This window comes from Bacillus sp. ISL-18, from assembly GCF_018613415.1.
Taxonomy (GTDB): domain Bacteria; phylum Bacillota; class Bacilli; order Bacillales; family Cytobacillaceae; genus Neobacillus.
In genome coordinates, this window is sequence record NZ_JAGGQG010000026.1 from 35770 (window position 1) to 51988 (window position 16219).

Sequence of the window (16219 nt, forward strand, 5' to 3'; positions counted from 1 at the left end):
TGTCATAAGATTTTACTAATTTTAGGTGATGACGTTTTCATTTAAAAAATGATGAATTAGCCTCAGGAAGTTTCGTGGTTTAAAACGACTCCTCTAGTTTCCACTTTCCATATTCTTTCAGAAAAATACAAAATATTTTTCAACTTCACGTGACAGACTTCGCAAATAGGATTAAAATCATCAATAAGCACGAAAAGCGGAAGCGCCTGGTGAGGGGCTAATGCTGGAAATAACTTGATTTAAAGAAATAGGAGGACATCCACATGCATCTTAGCAGTGAGGAAATTGAAATTTTAAAAATCATTGAAGAAAATCACAAATTACCCATAGAATCCATCGCCTTAATGGCCATGTGCAGTGAAGAAACCGTGAAAGCGGCGATTGAAAAATTAGAAAAATCACAAATCATCATTAGCTACCCAACCTTAATCGATTGGAGCAAAGTTGAAGGCCAAGAAAACGTTATCGCGATGATCGATGTAAAAGTAACTCCAAAACGCGGCGTTGGTTTTGATGAGGTAGCACAGCGAATCGGCCGATTCCCTGAGGTATCATCCCTATACCTCATGTCCGGTGCCTACGACCTTTCCATCACCGTTGAAGGAAAATCCATGCACCAAATTTCCAATTTCGTGTCAGAAAAATTATCAACCATCGAAAACGTCATCTCAACGACCACCCACTTCATGTTAAAAAAATATAAACATGATGGCGTTATTTTTAAAAGTGAAAATGATGATAAAGATCGCAGGATGGTGGTTACACCATGAAGCACGAACACTATCTATCCCAGACAGCCAAAGATCTGCAGCCCTCAGGGATACGAAAGTTTTTCGACCTTGCTGCTAGCATGGAAGGGGTCATTTCATTAGGGGTCGGTGAACCAGACTTCACCACGCCATGGAGCATTCGGGAAGCGACGATTCTTTCACTTGAGCAAGGTTACACGTCTTACACAGCAAACGCTGGTTTGCTCGAATTACGTGAAGAAATTACCAACTATTTAATTACCAGATTCGGCGTACAGTATAATCCGAAAAACCAAGTGATCGTTACGATCGGAGCAAGCCAGGGCATCGACCTCGCCTTCCGGGCTATTTTAAACCAAGGCGATGAAGTTTTAATTGTTGAGCCTGCCTTCGTCTCTTACGGTCCATTAGTGGCGATTGCTGGCGGGAAACCCGTTCCGGTTGCAACTTCACCAGAGAATGGATTTAAAGTCACACCGGAACAAATCGAAGCTTCGATTACGCCAAACACAAAAGCCATTTTACTGTGCTCGCCAAACAATCCGACTGGCAGTATGTTAACCAAAAATGAGCTGATTGAAATCGCCAGCATCATCAAGAAGCACGACTTACTTGTGGTCTCGGATGAAATTTATGCCGAGCTTTCCTATGACGAAGAATTTTGCAGTGTTGCGGCAATCGAAGGCATGTATGAGCGAACGATTTTGATTAATGGTTTTTCCAAAGGGTTTGCGATGACAGGCTGGAGATTAGGTTTCCTTGCTGGACCCGTCGAATTCGTCGAGGTTATGTTAAAAATCCATCAATATACCACGATGTGTGCACCGCATATGCTTCAGCACGGTGCGATTGAAGCGCTTCGCAATACGTACGATGAAGTGATTTCCATGCGCAACAGCTATCGCCGCAGACGGAATTATATGGTACAGACCTTGAACCAGATGGGTCTCGATTGCCACAACCCAGGCGGCGCCTTTTATGTATTCCCATCGATTCGTGCAACCGGCTTAACATCCGAACAATTTGCCGAAGAGCTGTTAGTGCAGGAAAAAGTCGCTGTCGTACCAGGTCATGTTTTCGGTGAAAGCGGCGAAGGCTACATTCGCTGCAGTTACGCCGCTTCCATGGAACAGCTTCAGGAAGCACTCAAACGAATTCAGCGTTTTATTCAGTCGAAGGGCGTATATGCAAAAGAAGAAGCGAAAAAAGTAGAAGTAGAATAAGAAAAGGCTATACAAAAAGAAACTGCACCCCTATGATTAGACACAGTCTCATCATCAAGAGTGCAGTTTTTTTTGTAGTAAAATGCTTATTCCATTGAATAATATCCAATCGTACCCTGATCAATCAATTTTTCTCGAATGATTTTTTTTGCTCGAAAAATGCGTACTTTGATGGTCCCCACACAAACTCTTAGGATTGTACTTATTTTTTGATAGGTTAAATTATAAAAATAGTATAAAATAATCGGTTCTTTATAATGCTTCGGTAAAGCCTGGATGATCTCTTTTAACAAAAACATATCTGAATGAATCAAAACTTCCGTCTCCACCATATTTCGATCGGAAAAAGCTAGTTCATCAAAATGGTCTGTTAATACAGTAGTGTTGACATACTTCATTCGAAGATAATCCCTGCACTGATTGGCAGTAATCGCATACAACCATGATTTTAAGGCAGATTCCTCTTGTAAGGTATTCAGTTTCAAAAATACTTTTATAAGCACCTCTTGGATAATATCATCGACTATTCCCCAGTCACCAATAAACTTAAAAGCAAATAATCTTAATGACTGCCGATGCTCTATATTGATTGATTCCATAATGGAATCTAATTCTTGGCTGGACGTTTGTTCAAGCGGCTCTCTCAATTTACCATTTCTCCTATTTTAATAATCTATATATTAACTATACTCTTAATTGAAAATACTGGAAATAAGGTAAGCGATAATGTTTATCCACAAAAAATCGATGCGTAAGATTCATTATCATCGTTTTTTTGTATACTTGTTTTAATAATGGATTGCCGTGTTGCACGAAGACACTCGATCGTCAAAGAAATTTATTCGACCATCAATCTGTCCAAGGAAACATAACCATCTGTTTTACTCATTTGGCCGCTTGGATTTTTATAGGTAATGACTCCTTTATAAAGTTGGTTTCCGGTTCTAAGATCCATAATCGTGAGGTTAGCAGGCTGTGAATCCTGTCCTACTTTTTCTGGAGAAGTAAGGGCATATGCCTTGCCATTTTTTACGTTAAACATGAATTTCTCCGCCAAATCCGATTGGTCAAATTTTATCTTTAGACTGTTCACTACTTTTTCTGTATTTGGATCAAATGTGGCCACTTTTATACCCTCTTTTGTTTCTAATGCAAAATAAATCATTTTATTGTCATAGTTTGGAATGACATTTAAATTGATATTTCCCTTCAGTTCTGGAGGAATTTCTAGTTTTTTTGCTTGATTTGTTTTCAAATTCACCCGTATCAACTCACTGCCAACTTGTTCATCCTGTTCTTCAGATCGTTTTGCGGTGACCTTGTAATAAAATGCGGAATCATTCGACTGGGTCATGTCAGTTTCTTGCAACATATATATATTTGTATAAAAATCCTTGTCATCACCTGAAGTCAAAACAGTTTGATCATCTACCACCTGTTTACTTTTCATATCGATGGTATAAACATGCAGCTCATTTCTTTCCGAATCAATTGCATAACCTTTAGGATCGGCCGTAATATTCCTTGTCAAGATTTTTAGCTTGTTTCCTACCTTTTGAATATCTTCCACGCTAACGAATAGATACCTGTTATTATTTGAAGGTTGGATTATATAAGAGTTTTCCGCTTTCGTGGCTTTTTCCAACATGGAAATTTCAAATTTAAAAGCCTCTGGACCCTGGCTGGTGTGTTTTATAATAATGGTTGCATATAGTAGAAAATCTTCATCTTGATAGAACGAGTTCATGCCCGTTTTTCCTCTCATAAATGAACGATATTCTTTCTCTAGCTGCTGGTTTTCTCCGTAACCCAATAGATGTTTATCAATTTTTCCAAGGAGCGACATGGAACTATCATAGAGAGATCCCTTGGAAGAAATCATGACGTTATCCATTACTCTTTCATTTTGATAATAGCCTTGAATTGCAACAGAATTTGCGGCCTTTTCGCTGCCACTTTGCCTCTTTAAGATGAACTCGGGGTCGGATGTGGCAGCTGATTTACTATAAAAGGTTCCAAGGCAGAGGAAAATGGCCAATACAAGTAAAATAGATTTGAGGTATCGTTTCATTAGTTTGTTCTCCTCACACAGTAATCTTTCTATTTAGTAAAAATTTACTTATCCAAATGGATGTAAATGTAACAAGTAATCCCAATCCGATCTCAAGGAGCAAAAACTCTAATGGATAAAAGAGGTTGCTGCGTTCGGAAATAACCATAATGATTAACGGGAACAAAAAAACGGCTCCTGCTAGGATGATATAAAGGATTCCAATCACAATCCCTTTCCAACGATAGCTTCTTTCAAATAGAATGGCAGTGAAAACAACAAGGATCGCGATGAAACCCAGTCCATAGTATGCTAGAAATTCGCTAAAGGTATTTGGGATGATCATACTAATAAACGTACTGGCACGCATGATCTCACTTAGATTCATGATAAAAATATAATCCTCTGGAACAATCCACTGAAACAGTCCATTTTGTAAAGGCAATAAGACGATTTGAAACGCAATGAAACCAAGTACCATTAAAAAAATGGCAGTCGCTTTGGCAAAAAATATGTTTAATCTCGAGGTGGGCAGCATCAATAGACGATAAATAAACGTATTTTTACCAAACCAGTCACGATACCAGATGAGGAAAATATAAAAAATCATCGCAGCAGCACAAACAGCGATTGGCCCCAAAAACCATAGGGTCTCCAGGTTGGCTAGAAAGGAGATTTTCCCATTGTGATGAATGTATTCGGCCATTGACCATGATTGTTCGAACATGATACGCTTCACATCATTTTTTTTATTCACTGAACTTATAAGCACTCCAGCGAATTGAGAAATGAACGTAATCAAAAGAAGGGAAAGATACACTTTAACAAAACGATTGATTTCATAATTCACTAGTTTCATATAATGATTCATTTATTGGTACACCTCTCTTAATACATCGATGACCGATTTTCCTTCCGTTAAGCGAAGATCTTCCGTGTAAAATTCCTTTAGAACTTTGCCATTATCCAAAAGAACAGCTTTATCGATTAAATGTTCAATGTCATTAATCTCATGGGTAGTAATAATCACTCCTCTACCTTCCACTAGATGACTGGAGAACACCTCCGCGATCTGTTCCCTGCTGAAAATATCAATACCGGAAAATGGTTCATCCATTAGCACATAATCCACGTCGATTGCTAGTCCTAAAAGCAGGTTTATTTTTGCGGTGTTGCCTTTTGACAATTCGGCAATGCGCATATCCTCAGATAGTTTGAAAAAACGCAGCAGCTCCCGGGCACGTTCCTGGTTCCAATTGACATAAAAGTCATCCATAAAAACACAAGCATCATGAATTGTCATGTGAGTTGGCATCGTGATTGCATCAGGAATAAAGGTAAGTCTTTCATAGGTTCCTTTGTTCAGCCGCTCATTATCGATTAATATTTGTCCGCTGGTAATGGGTGTTAGACCCATAATCGCTTTTAATGTAGTGGTCTTGCCTACGCCGTTGATTCCAATTAAACAGGTTATTTCCCCTTGGTTCGCCGTAAACGAAACACCATCCAATACCTTTTTACGTCCATATTTTTTCGTAATATTCTGTATTTCTATCACTCTGAAGTCTCCCCCTTAATTAACTTTGACTTCCATCATATTTGTCTTTTATCAAGCTTAACAGCTCATCAAGAGATACATTTATGGGCTTGATGGCAGTGACAAACGTATCAACTGCTTCCATAATGAGCTCTTCACGAACTGAATGTAAAATCGTTTGATTGTTGGTGATCCGGCTGGGAAAATTACGTTCAGTATGAATCAAACCCTGCTCCTCCATTTCTTTATATGCCTTTTGGGCAGTATTGGGATTAATTTTTAGCATGGCAGCAAGCTCTCGTCTTGAAGGAATATCATGACCTGCTTCAAGTTTTCCAATCGCAATTTGCTCCTTAAAATACCGAACCACTTGCAAGTACACGGGGTCACGATTATTAAAGGTAACGTTCATGAAAACATCTCCTAAATTTCCTACATTTTTAGATTTTCATATGGTATTTTTTAGTGTGTGTACTAATTGGTTCATACACTTTAAGTGTACTATACCCGTAATACACACTTCCTGTCAATACCAATTCAGGTAATATTTTATTTACAAACCTAAACGCTATTATGTTTTTAATTTGCTTGCCTGTCTGAGAGGTAATACGAACTTGATGATATAGAAGAGATTTCATCCAGTTCACAAAAAAAGACGTGTGAACTAGTCACACGTCTTTTCATTTGCTATTGTAATAAGCCCAAGTCTTCATTCAGTAAGTCCGACTATTGCTAAAATTCCTTCGTCATAAAAACACTATTCCGGTCCTTACGATAATCCGCAAACGGCTCACAGTAATGGAAGCCAAAATCTGCATACAGCTTTCTGGCTGGCCCAAAGGCATCCATCGACCCTGTTTCCAAACTCAAACGCCGGTAGCCGCGCAACTTCGCTTCATCGATAATATGCTGAAGCATTACTCTAGCAACACCTTTTCGTAAATGCTTGGAAGACGTCCGCATTGATTTAACCTCGCCATGCTGGTGATTCAATTCTTTCAGGGCCCCGCATCCCAGCAGCTCCTGATTCTCCCAGACACTCCAAAACGTGATTTCCGGTTTGCGCAGCTTTTCCAGCCCCAGAGCATGAATACTCTCAGGCGGTGAATTCAATGTCATCCCATGTAGATGCTCCCTAATCAATTCCTTAATTTCAGGTCCCGTTAAATCATCTATTTTTATTAACATAAAACATCACCACGCTTGTTAACTCCGCCCCTAAATAGCGTTAGTCCTCGTAACCGTTCGGATTATTTTTCTGCCATCTCCAGGAATCCTCGCACATTTCCGCGATTCCCTTAGAAGCTGTCCAGCCAAGCTTATTTTTTGCTTTTGAGGCGTCAGCGTAACAAACCGCAACATCCCCTGGCCTGCGCTCGACAATTTTATAAGGAATTGTTACATCGGCTGCCTTTTCAAACGCAGCGACTATTTCAAGTACACTATAACCGGTACCTGTACCAAGATTATAAGCCTCCACACCCTTGGCAGGGAGAATCTTTTCAAGCGCTTTTAAATGGCCAATCGCCAAATCAACGACATGAATATAATCGCGTACACCTGTACCATCAACCGTTGGGTAATCATTGCCAAACACTTGTAATTGCGTTAACTTGCCAACCGCCACTTGGGTGATAAATGGCATCAAGTTATTCGGAATACCATTTGGATCCTCGCCAATCCGGCCGCTCTCGTGCGCACCGATTGGATTGAAATAGCGTAATAGCGCAATACTCCACTCCTGGTCAGAAACATATAAATCCCGCAAAATTTCCTCAATCATCAGCTTTGTCCGGCCATATGGGTTCGTGGCACTTAGCGGGAAATCCTCTGAAATCGGCACTCGCTCTGGCATACCGTACACCGTGGCAGAGGAACTAAAGACTAAGTTCTTGACACCGTATCGATTCATGACTTCGCATAGGATCAGTGTTCCAGTGATATTATTATGATAATAATGAAGTGGAATCGATACCGATTCACCCACTGCTTTTAAACCCGCAAAATGAATCACGGCCTCAATCTGATTTTCCGCAAATACTTTCTCAAGGCCGGCCCGATCGAGCAGATCGACCTCATAAAAGGCAAAATCTTTTCCTGTGAGTTCTTTTACTCGTTGTAAGGATTCCGGTTTACTGTTGGAATAGTTATCGACAACGATTATTTCATGTCCGGCATTTAACAGTTCAATACAAGTATGGCTGCCGATATAACCGGCTCCTCCCGTTACTAATACTGCCATATGATCGCTCCTTTAGTTAGGCTCTGGGGAACTTTATTGCAGTTTCTTAAGCCTCTAATTCTATAATTTATAACTCCATATTACCAAATACTTTGTTAAAAAAATAGGGGCATGCCTATGCCCCATTAACTTACTATATACTAGTGGATGATATTCTTTATATCACTTGCAAGCTGATGAATATTGATGTTCTTGTCACGAACATTGAGCAAAATCACGATGATGGTATGATCCTTAAAAAATACATGGAGCGTTTCCCAGCCTCCAACAACTCCCCTGCTATAAACCTTATTGTCGTTAATGTAGACACCCTCTCCATACTTTGATTGGGGTCCAGGTTTCAACATTTCCTGTAAACTCCGTTCGGTAAGGAGCTTCCCACTTAGTAACGCCTCATCAAACAAACAGAGATCAAGAGCCGTTGCATAGATATCCCCACAGCCGAATAGCTCAGCCATATTCAATATATTGACTGGCAGTTCATAATCCCCCGTCTTTAGATAGCCTTTTGAAGTAAAAGGCATCGGCCTGCTTTGCGTCATAAAACCGGAACGCTGCATCGAAGCTTTGTCAAAAATATTTTTTTGAATATAGTTATGTAGTGATTCTCCTGATGCTTTTTCAACGACAAGTCCTAACACGAAATAATTGATATCATTGTAATCCCACTTCTTACCGGCAGGAAATTTAACGCTGATCCCTTTGAACATATCTTTTGATTTTCCATGGAAAAATAGATTCTCTTCAATTCCCGACGTATGGTTTAATAAATAAATTAGTTTAATACGGCGGCCATTTGGGAAGTTAGGAATAAACGTTGATACCGAATCCTCCGTGCTCAGCTTTCCTTTTTCCTGAAGCTGCAAAATACTTGTGGCAACCATCAATTTAGTGATGGAGCCAATGGGAAAAGTGGTGGAAGGCAAGTTCGCTCTCCCAGAAGCTCGATTGGCCAAACCAATTCCCTCGTTAAAAATCACCTTATCTTTCTTCACTACCGCAATGGTCCCATTGACATGTTTGGAAAGTAGATAATCTCGAATTCTTTGCTGTTCAATTTGGGGCTCATGAGTATTCCTTGCACCAATTTTTGGACTCAAGGAACAGCTTTGAGCAAATAAGAAAAGAGCTATAACAAGGTATTTGAATTTCATACAATTTCATCTTCCCTTTAGATTATTTTTAAAATATAATTCCATAAATCGTACGTTAAAGGCAACTCCATTGGAAAATGGCGGCGCAAACAGTAAAGAACCAAGAGGGCAGCTAACCTTAAATGGCGACTGCCCGTTTTTATGTGCAAGAAAATTCTAATTTTGGGGCATATTATTGAACATAACGGATAAAGGGGGACGCTATGTCTTTAACCATTTATTCCACCATCAGCTTAATTGCCGCCATTTATTGTACAGTAAGGCCCAAGATACTGAATACACTGGAACTGACAATGATTTTTCTGCTGGTGATGTATTTGGATAGTAATATTATGGACCTAGTAATGCTTAATTTCAAAGCCATTGAATTAGCAGATAAAACCTCGGCACACGTTACGTTTTATCTGACCTTTATTGTTTTATATCCGTTAATCATTGCCTGCTGTATCGATCATTGCCGCAAGGTCCAAGCGAGTTGGCTAAAAATTTTTCTGATTCTGGCTGCGGTTGCAGCCATTGTGGGCTTAGAAAGTGGGTTAACTTACTTACAGGTGCTTACCTATAAAGACTGGAATTGGACCTATGATTTTGCCCAATGGCTTTGTATTTATATCGTCACCTACTACCTTCATTTTCTCTTTCGAAAATTAGTCTTGAAGGAGTTGAAACACTAATGCTGCTGCCCGATCAGTTTGACCAAAACGAATGGTTTATTATTATATCCCTCATTCTTACTTATTCATTGATGATCAAACTTCCGAAACGGTTTCCGCTTACCATCACGTTACTGATCCTATTTTTCGGAATGGCTTATGTACAAGTGACCGACCATATTTTAGCAGGCTTAAGCTTTAATACGTATGATATCAATGACTTCGGCAAATATGAGTTGTTTGATTGGATTGGCTGGTTTATCTACCCGCCATTTGGTTATTTTTTTGTTTATTTTTTTGATAAATGGCCGATTCACGGCCGCCTGATCTTTTGGTACATTCTCGGTTGGTCATTCATTGCGATGCTGGTGGAGTGGATCAGTGTGAAATTTAACTTTTTCAAGTATTATAAATGGAACTTTGCCTACTCTTACCCCGTCTATTTACTCACCTTATGTATTTACCTTTTGTTTTTCCACTATATAAATTACAGGTTCGAAAAATTAAAAGCATTAAGGAAGCCGGTTACCGAAGAAAAGTAGCTTGTTATATTTTGGAAAGCCGTTGAGACCTATAAAAAACAAGCGTATAATAAAAAGATATTTGACATTAGATACTGTCATAGGAGGAATACGGTGAAACAGGAAGGTTCAAGATCGATTGCCCTGCCGCTGACGATTTCGATTATTGCGATTTCGTTCTCGGCTATTTTTGTGAAATGGTCAGACGCACCCGCCTCTATTTTAAGTATGTACCGGATGTGGTTTGCCAGTATCCTGATGCTGCCAATCGTTTGGAAAAAGCGTCAAGAATTTAAAAAAATCGTGAAACGAGATTGGTATTTTTTATTTTTTTCCGGCCTCTTTTTAGCGTTTCACTTTGTTCTCTGGTTCGGTTCGTTAAAGTTGACGACCGTCGCAAGTTCAACCATTATCCTAGCGCTCCAGCCGATTGTTTCGTTGGCGGGGGGATTCTTTTTGTATAAAGAGCGTACCACCCTTTCTGCCCTCATGACCATGGGCATCGCCATCATAGGGGCAATGATGATTGGCTGGGGCGACTTGGCTTTAAGCAAGGGTGCGATTATGGGGGATATCCTCTCATTTTTGAGTGTGATATCGGTGGTGGGTTACCTGTTAATCGGTCAATCAACGGTTAAAAAGGTCTCTCATTGGCTGTATAGTTTTTGCGTTTTTTTATCGGCAGCGATTGTACTGACCATCTATAATCTTTCGGCAGGTGTGGCCGTAACCGGATATCCTGCAAAAGAGTGGGGGATTTTTCTATTACTTGCCTCCGTGCCGACCGTAAGTCACGTCATCAATAACTGGCTATTAAACTATGTAAATGCCACAACGATTTCCATGAGCATTTTAGGAGAACCAGTCGGTGCGACCATTTTAGCGTTCTTCTTATTGGATGAAAACCTCGCAGGCTGGCAAATTGTCGGCGGACTGCTCGTATTAGTTGGAGTCTTTTTCTTTTTGACTAAAAAACAGGAAAAAATAATCCCAGAAGTCGTCAAGGAAGGTAGTTTTAATTAAAAGATTGAATTCGAAAAAGAGGCTAACCCAAAAGATGGCTGATGACTAATTTTTGCACACTCTGTTGATTGGAGCGGAAGGCACGAAGACTCCTCGAAAATGCTATCGCATTTCCTTCGTGCGTGGGCGGATTCGAGGATGAAAATTCAAAGTCCTGCGGGAGTACGGGGCAGGGGAGACCCGCAGGAGCGAAGCGACGAGGAGGGTCCCCGTACCGCCCGCGGAAAGCGAAGTGCCTGGAGCGGATATCAACAGACTAGTTTAATGTACAAAAAAAGAAGGTGCCCCTAAAAGTTATACTTTTGGGACACCTTCTTTTTTTAAACGACAAGCCGTTCAATCCTTGTCCATACCTTGTTAAATTCCTCAGCAGAAAGGGGTTTACTAAAGAAATAGCCTTGTCCCTCATCACAATCATGCTGCTGTAAAAAGACTAATTGTTCCCTTGTTTCAATCCCCTCAGCCACTACTTTCAATTGGAGATGGTGTGCCATCGATATAATCGTTTTGACAATCGTGACATCATGATTATGACTTAATTCCCTAACAAATGACTGATCAATCTTTAAGGTATCAACAGGAAACTGTTTTAAATAATTTAATGAACTAAAGCCTGTTCCAAAATCATCAATACTAATCAGAACACCCAGCTTCTTTAATTCATGAAGAGTAGAAATCGTATGTTCAATATCAAAGGTCATACTTTCGGTAATCTCAAGCTCTAAATAATGCGGCTCCAAACCCGTTTCGCCCAGAATTTTTTCGACCGTCGCTACAATGCTTGCATGAGAGAACTGGCGGGCAGATAGATTCACAGAGATAACGATTGGCGGTAATCCGTTCTCCTGCCACTTTTTATTCTGACTGCACGCTTGCCTGAGCACCCATTCCCCAATTGGAATGATTAGGCCTGATTCCTCTGCAACCGGGATAAACCTTTCCGGCGAGACCATGCCCCTTTTGGAGTGATTCCATCGAAGTAATGCTTCGGCACCGAACATTTTTCCTGTTTGCAAATTCACTTTGGGCTGATAATGGAGGAACAGCTCATCATGCTTTAAGGCTTTATGAAGTTCCAATTCCATTGTTAATGGATCAAAATCACCCTCATACTTAATACAAGAATAAAAACGATAGGTTTTCTTCCCGGCCTTCTTTGCCTGGTACATCGCAAAATCCGCATGCTTAATCAGTGTAGCAACCGTTTCGCCATCCTCTTGTGCTAAACTGATACCGATACTCGGAGAAATATACACTTCCGTCGTGTTCAATTTAAACGGTGTGGATAAGGCTTCGAGGATTTGATTAGCTGCCGCACCCGCTCGGTCCCGGTCAGAATCATTTAAAATGACGATAAACTCATCTCCACCCTGCCGAAAAATGAGGTCTTTTTCCGCTAGGGAATCTTTTAACCGTTCAGCGACCCTTTTTAAAAGCAAATCACCCATGGAATGACCTAATGTATCGTTAATAATCTTGAAGCGGTCAAGATCAATAAATAAGATGGCTACCTTTTCAACCGTAATCATCTCGTTTGCTAGAAGCGACTCTAACATGTTTCGATTAGGAAGCCCGGTCAAATAATCATGAAAGGCCAAATGTTGAATAATCTCTTGATTCTTGATTTGCTCGGTGATATCTTTCGCAATTCCATACATACCGACAGTTTGTCCACCGACAATAATCGGAATCGTCGTGGTATCCAAATGAATGCTGTCTCCATTTTTTCGTTTCAGCCGGAATCGATTATTCTGCTGGCTTCCTCCATCCTGAATGGTTAAATAAAAGATTCGGATCGTTTCAGCTAAATCCTCTTCATGGATGAGTTCTGAAAAATTCTTATCAAGCAGTTCTTGCGGGTTATAACCTGATAAGGTTTCACACACACCGTTTGCACTCGTAAATTTTCCCGATAAATCCAGAGAATAAACCGCATCAGAATGGTAATCAAACAGTGATTTATAACGCTGTTCACTTATTTTGATTTGCTCTTGGAGGTTCTTCATCTCTATGATTAATTCATGTTCTGTTAGTTTACGCTTGGTTACATCCTTGGCAATCACTATGATAGCTTTTACCACAAAACCTAAAGCCAAGATGATTAGTTTAAAAACAAAGCTGACGGCCAAACTGCTCCCCCCAAAAACTTCTAAATAGTATAAATTTAATATACGACTATTTCACTATTATGAATAGAATAGAAATAGTTTATTGTAATATATTTAAAGCTAATATAGCAATTAATAGGATCATTCACACTGTTAAATTATTTCCATAGCAAGAAACTCGATGAATATTAGTAGAAGAAGAGAGGCTGTTATACGTACATGACAGCCTCTTTTGGTTCCGTTAAGCATCCTGAACAATTGGCTGGTCAATGACGTCAGATACAGCCGAATTGGTGGAACTAATTCCACTAATGGTGATAACTTGTGCTCCTGTATTACTAGCCCCTGCGCCCAGTGCGGTTTTTGCTGAGCTTTTTGGAGAAACAAACACGGCGCCACCAAATTGCACGACCCCGCCGCTGATGGTATTAATACTGACTGGCGGAATGAATGACATAGTTGAACATTCCTTTTCTGTTGAATTTCCTAATTCAATTTATGCCAGGGGGATAAATTGTGTGTGCATTTCCCAAAAACACCCATTGTAAACTATTATTCTAATAAAGTATGATTTTTTATGTGAGTATATTATTTATGAGCGGAGGAGAATAATTGAATAGAATAGTAGTAAGTTTTCTTTCCTTTTTCTTACTATTTAATCTTTTTATTTCAGGTGTTTCGGCTGACACGATTGAACCAAAATTGCAGGTTAAATTGGTCAATTATATAGGCAACCAAACACAATTAACCATTAGGCCTACGGGGGATTATCTTATACAAGGGTCTAATCTACGTTTAAAAAATGGGACTTCTTATGTGGTCAAATATGATTCTAATAGAATCATCGTATTAGAAGGCTCCACCACACTTATTCAAAGTGATTCCGTAAACCTAATCCCGTCATTAGAAACAAACTATCTAACCATTAACAATCGTCCCTATTTAGGTTCATTTCGGTTTATCCCTGAGAATTCAAAATATGTCCGGCCCATTAATGAGGTTTTTATAGAAGATTATTTAAAGGGTGTTGTACCTTTTGAAATGATGGCAGGCTGGAAAAAAGAAGCATTAAAATCCCAGGCAGTCGCAGCTAGAACCTATGCCCTCTCCTATTTAAATAAAGTGATGGACGACACGATTAATTATCAAGTTTACGGCGGGTATGCTTGGCACCCAAACAGTACAGCAGCGGTAGATGAGACGAAGGGTGAAGTATTAAAATCAAATGGCCGAATGATCAGTGCTGTTTTCTCTGCCAGTAATGGCGGGAAAACCGAGTCAAATGCAAATGTATGGGGAACATTGCCTGTAGCTTATTTGACCATCAAAACAGACGAGTTTGATGCTAAAACACCTTGGACATTTTCTGTAAAAAAACAACAAATCAATCCAGCCATAATTGCTTGGGATCAAATGAAAGAAACTGATGCTTCTTTAACATCCTCGATTAAAACCTGGATGCTATCACACGGATACGCAGGGAAAGACATTAAAATTACGGCTATTCCTGTCATGTCCTTGACGACACCGACCTCTGGCGGCCGTGTATCAAAAGGTAATATAACGATTGAATTTTTAACAAAAGATAAAGTAGACCCGAGTGGTTTATTTACACCGCAAAAATTAGAGTACAAAAATGTACCTGCCTCTCAAGTACGGGCTATGGTTGGCATTCGGACCATGTTAAGTTATTTGGTAACCACTACAACCGAAACAACTGAAGCAATCACCGTTTCAGGTCTCGGTGATGGTCATGGTGTTGGCTTAAGCCAATGGGGTGCGAAAAACCGTGCAGATGCGGGTCAAACATATAAGGAAATCCTTGCGTTTTATTATGATGGCACAACTTTATCGAAAGAATACACGGAAAGACCGCAATTGGCCGTTCCATCAAGTGATGCTTCACTCCCACCAGTAGTGGAAACTCCAGCAAGTGGTACTGTGACACCACCGGTAGCGGGAACTCCTGCAAATGGTACTGCGACACCGCCGGCAGTGGAAACTCCTGCAAATGGTGCTGCAACACCGCCGGTTGTGGAAACTCCAAAAGCTGACACGATCGCACCAAAGATCAGCAGTGTGAAAGTTAGTGCTGATAATGCAAAAAATAAAGCAACGATTTCTTTTTATACCGATGAAAAAGCGAAAATTACCATTTATATTAAAGATAGTAATGGGAAGATTTTGACCTATTTAGCTCAAAACGTTTTAACTGAACGTGGCACGACGACAAAAGAATACAGTACTTCTCCTTTAGCAAATGGCAAATATTTTGTTGGGATTATTGCGATTGATGAATCCAATAATCAAGCATCAACACTGCCATCCTTTGACGTGAAGAAGATCGTCCCAGTAAAAGATACCACTGCTCCAAAACTAACGGGCATAAAGGTTAGTGTCAATAACTGCAGTAATACAGGTACACTCATTTTTAATTCAAATGAGACGGCGAAATTAACGGTATATGTAAAAGACAGCAAAGGGAAAATCCTCACTTATTTGAAAAAGGATGCCTTAACAAAAGCTGGCATATTAACTCTGCCATACAGCACGGCTCCCTATGCGAACGGAAAATATACAATTGGAATCAATGCTGTCGACCCAAGTAATAACAAATCTTCTGCTGCAGCTTCATTTGAAGTTAAAAAGCTGAAAACAGGTAAAGTGATCGTCTCCTTATTACATGTCCGAACTTCTGCTTCATCAAAAGCAAAAATTATTGGCGTCATCAAGAAAAACCAAACCGTTACCATTCTTTCAACAAGCGGCGGCTGGTATCGAATCAGTTATGGAAAATTAACCGGTTTTGTACCTAAAACAGCTGTTAAATAAGAAAAGCGCAAGGCGCCTGCCTATCGGCGACAAGCACAAGACAAGCCGGCTGAAAGGTTGTTCTTTAACCTTTTGGACGGATTGGCTTGTGACCTCGAGCCGATTGCGCCTGGAGCTGGACAATTCT

The 16219-nt window shown here is 40.0% G+C and carries 16 protein-coding genes; 6 read left to right on the forward strand and 10 right to left on the reverse strand.

Translation table 11 applies throughout. The features are described 5' to 3' along the window. The first annotated feature begins 263 nt into the window (after positions 1-263). Positions 264-770 carry an Lrp/AsnC family transcriptional regulator gene (locus tag J7E81_RS26735; RefSeq protein ID WP_215047226.1) on the forward strand — a complete coding sequence of 169 codons (507 nt, stop codon included), beginning with the start codon at positions 264-266 and terminating at the stop codon, positions 768-770. Beyond that, positions 767-1972, forward strand: coding sequence for an aminotransferase (locus tag J7E81_RS26740; protein ID WP_215047227.1), 1206 nt, complete (start codon positions 767-769; stop codon positions 1970-1972). Before J7E81_RS26735 ends, J7E81_RS26740 begins: the two co-directional genes overlap by 4 nt. 86 nt (positions 1973-2058) lie before the next feature. On the opposite strand, the gene J7E81_RS26745 is transcribed toward J7E81_RS26740, so the two are convergent. The 8 genes from J7E81_RS26745 to J7E81_RS26780 all read right to left on the reverse strand — a co-directional run bounded on the left by J7E81_RS26745 (position 2059) and on the right by J7E81_RS26780 (position 8955). Further along, complete coding sequence (locus J7E81_RS26745) at positions 2059-2619, reverse strand: RNA polymerase sigma factor (protein ID WP_215047228.1); 561 nt, start codon at positions 2617-2619, stop codon at positions 2059-2061. 191 nt (positions 2620-2810) lie between these two features. Next, positions 2811-4043, reverse strand: coding sequence for a hypothetical protein (locus J7E81_RS26750; protein WP_215047229.1), 1233 nt, complete (start codon positions 4041-4043; stop codon positions 2811-2813). Between the two features lie 13 nt (positions 4044-4056). Continuing rightward, positions 4057-4893 carry a hypothetical protein gene (locus J7E81_RS26755; protein WP_215047230.1) on the reverse strand — a complete coding sequence of 279 codons (837 nt, stop codon included), beginning with the start codon at positions 4891-4893 and terminating at the stop codon, positions 4057-4059. Continuing rightward, complete coding sequence (locus tag J7E81_RS26760; RefSeq protein ID WP_215047231.1) at positions 4894-5580, reverse strand: ABC transporter ATP-binding protein; 687 nt, start codon at positions 5578-5580, stop codon at positions 4894-4896. A gap of 19 nt (positions 5581-5599) precedes the next feature. Continuing rightward, positions 5600-5971 (reverse strand): GntR family transcriptional regulator, encoded by a 372-nt coding sequence (locus J7E81_RS26765; RefSeq protein ID WP_215047232.1) that lies wholly within the window; start codon positions 5969-5971, stop codon positions 5600-5602. Between the two features lie 320 nt (positions 5972-6291). Continuing rightward, positions 6292-6747, reverse strand: coding sequence for a GNAT family N-acetyltransferase (locus J7E81_RS26770; RefSeq protein ID WP_215047233.1), 456 nt, complete (start codon positions 6745-6747; stop codon positions 6292-6294). 40 nt (positions 6748-6787) lie between these two features. Continuing rightward, a complete protein-coding gene (gene galE, locus J7E81_RS26775) occupies positions 6788-7801 on the reverse strand; it encodes a UDP-glucose 4-epimerase GalE (protein WP_215047234.1) in 1014 nt (337 codons plus the stop codon). 140 nt (positions 7802-7941) lie between these two features. Then, positions 7942-8955 (reverse strand): serine hydrolase domain-containing protein, encoded by a 1014-nt coding sequence (locus J7E81_RS26780; RefSeq protein WP_215047235.1) that lies wholly within the window; start codon positions 8953-8955, stop codon positions 7942-7944. 203 nt (positions 8956-9158) lie between these two features. Between J7E81_RS26780 and J7E81_RS26785 the strand changes: the two genes are divergently transcribed. The 3 genes from J7E81_RS26785 (at position 9159) to J7E81_RS26795 (ending at position 11152) form a co-directional block, all read left to right on the forward strand. Then, positions 9159-9629 carry a hypothetical protein gene (locus J7E81_RS26785; protein ID WP_215047236.1) on the forward strand — a complete coding sequence of 157 codons (471 nt, stop codon included), beginning with the start codon at positions 9159-9161 and terminating at the stop codon, positions 9627-9629. Next, a complete protein-coding gene (locus J7E81_RS26790) occupies positions 9629-10150 on the forward strand; it encodes a hypothetical protein (RefSeq protein ID WP_215047237.1) in 522 nt (173 codons plus the stop codon). The genes J7E81_RS26785 and J7E81_RS26790 overlap by 1 nt, the downstream gene beginning before the upstream one ends. A 93-nt stretch (positions 10151-10243) precedes the next feature. Beyond that, positions 10244-11152, forward strand: coding sequence for a DMT family transporter (locus J7E81_RS26795; protein ID WP_215047238.1), 909 nt, complete (start codon positions 10244-10246; stop codon positions 11150-11152). A gap of 320 nt (positions 11153-11472) precedes the next feature. Here the strand turns inward: J7E81_RS26795 and J7E81_RS26800 are convergent, their stop codons facing one another. Then, positions 11473-13281, reverse strand: a complete 1809-nt coding sequence (locus J7E81_RS26800) for a sensor domain-containing protein (protein WP_215047239.1) — start codon at positions 13279-13281, stop codon at positions 11473-11475. A 220-nt stretch (positions 13282-13501) separates the two neighbouring features. Further along, positions 13502-13717 (reverse strand): spore germination protein, encoded by a 216-nt coding sequence (locus J7E81_RS26805; RefSeq protein WP_215047240.1) that lies wholly within the window; start codon positions 13715-13717, stop codon positions 13502-13504. 155 nt (positions 13718-13872) lie between these two features. Between J7E81_RS26805 and J7E81_RS26810 the strand changes: the two genes are divergently transcribed. Further along, on the forward strand, positions 13873-16092 hold the full coding sequence (locus J7E81_RS26810) for a SpoIID/LytB domain-containing protein (protein WP_215047241.1): 2220 nt from the start codon (positions 13873-13875) through the stop codon (positions 16090-16092). Positions 16093-16219 lie beyond the last annotated feature (127 nt).

Excerpts from the sequence above, each read along its gene's own strand:
- J7E81_RS26735 (WP_215047226.1), top strand. The coding sequence starts at position 264 with ATGCATCTTAGCAGTGAGGAAATTGAAATTTTAAAAATCATTGAAGAA.
- J7E81_RS26740 (WP_215047227.1), top strand. The coding sequence starts at position 767 with ATGAAGCACGAACACTATCTATCCCAGACAGCCAAAGATCTGCAGCCC.
- J7E81_RS26750 (WP_215047229.1), bottom strand. The coding sequence starts at position 4,043 with ATGAAACGATACCTCAAATCTATTTTACTTGTATTGGCCATTTTCCTC.
- J7E81_RS26755 (WP_215047230.1), bottom strand. The coding sequence starts at position 4,893 with ATGAATCATTATATGAAACTAGTGAATTATGAAATCAATCGTTTTGTT.
- J7E81_RS26765 (WP_215047232.1), bottom strand. The coding sequence starts at position 5,971 with ATGAACGTTACCTTTAATAATCGTGACCCCGTGTACTTGCAAGTGGTT.
- J7E81_RS26770 (WP_215047233.1), bottom strand. The coding sequence starts at position 6,747 with ATGTTAATAAAAATAGATGATTTAACGGGACCTGAAATTAAGGAATTG.
- galE (WP_215047234.1), bottom strand. The coding sequence starts at position 7,801 with ATGGCAGTATTAGTAACGGGAGGAGCCGGTTATATCGGCAGCCATACT.
- J7E81_RS26780 (WP_215047235.1), bottom strand. The coding sequence starts at position 8,955 with ATGAAATTCAAATACCTTGTTATAGCTCTTTTCTTATTTGCTCAAAGC.
- J7E81_RS26785 (WP_215047236.1), top strand. The coding sequence starts at position 9,159 with ATGTCTTTAACCATTTATTCCACCATCAGCTTAATTGCCGCCATTTAT.
- J7E81_RS26790 (WP_215047237.1), top strand. The coding sequence starts at position 9,629 with ATGCTGCTGCCCGATCAGTTTGACCAAAACGAATGGTTTATTATTATA.
- J7E81_RS26805 (WP_215047240.1), bottom strand. The coding sequence starts at position 13,717 with ATGTCATTCATTCCGCCAGTCAGTATTAATACCATCAGCGGCGGGGTC.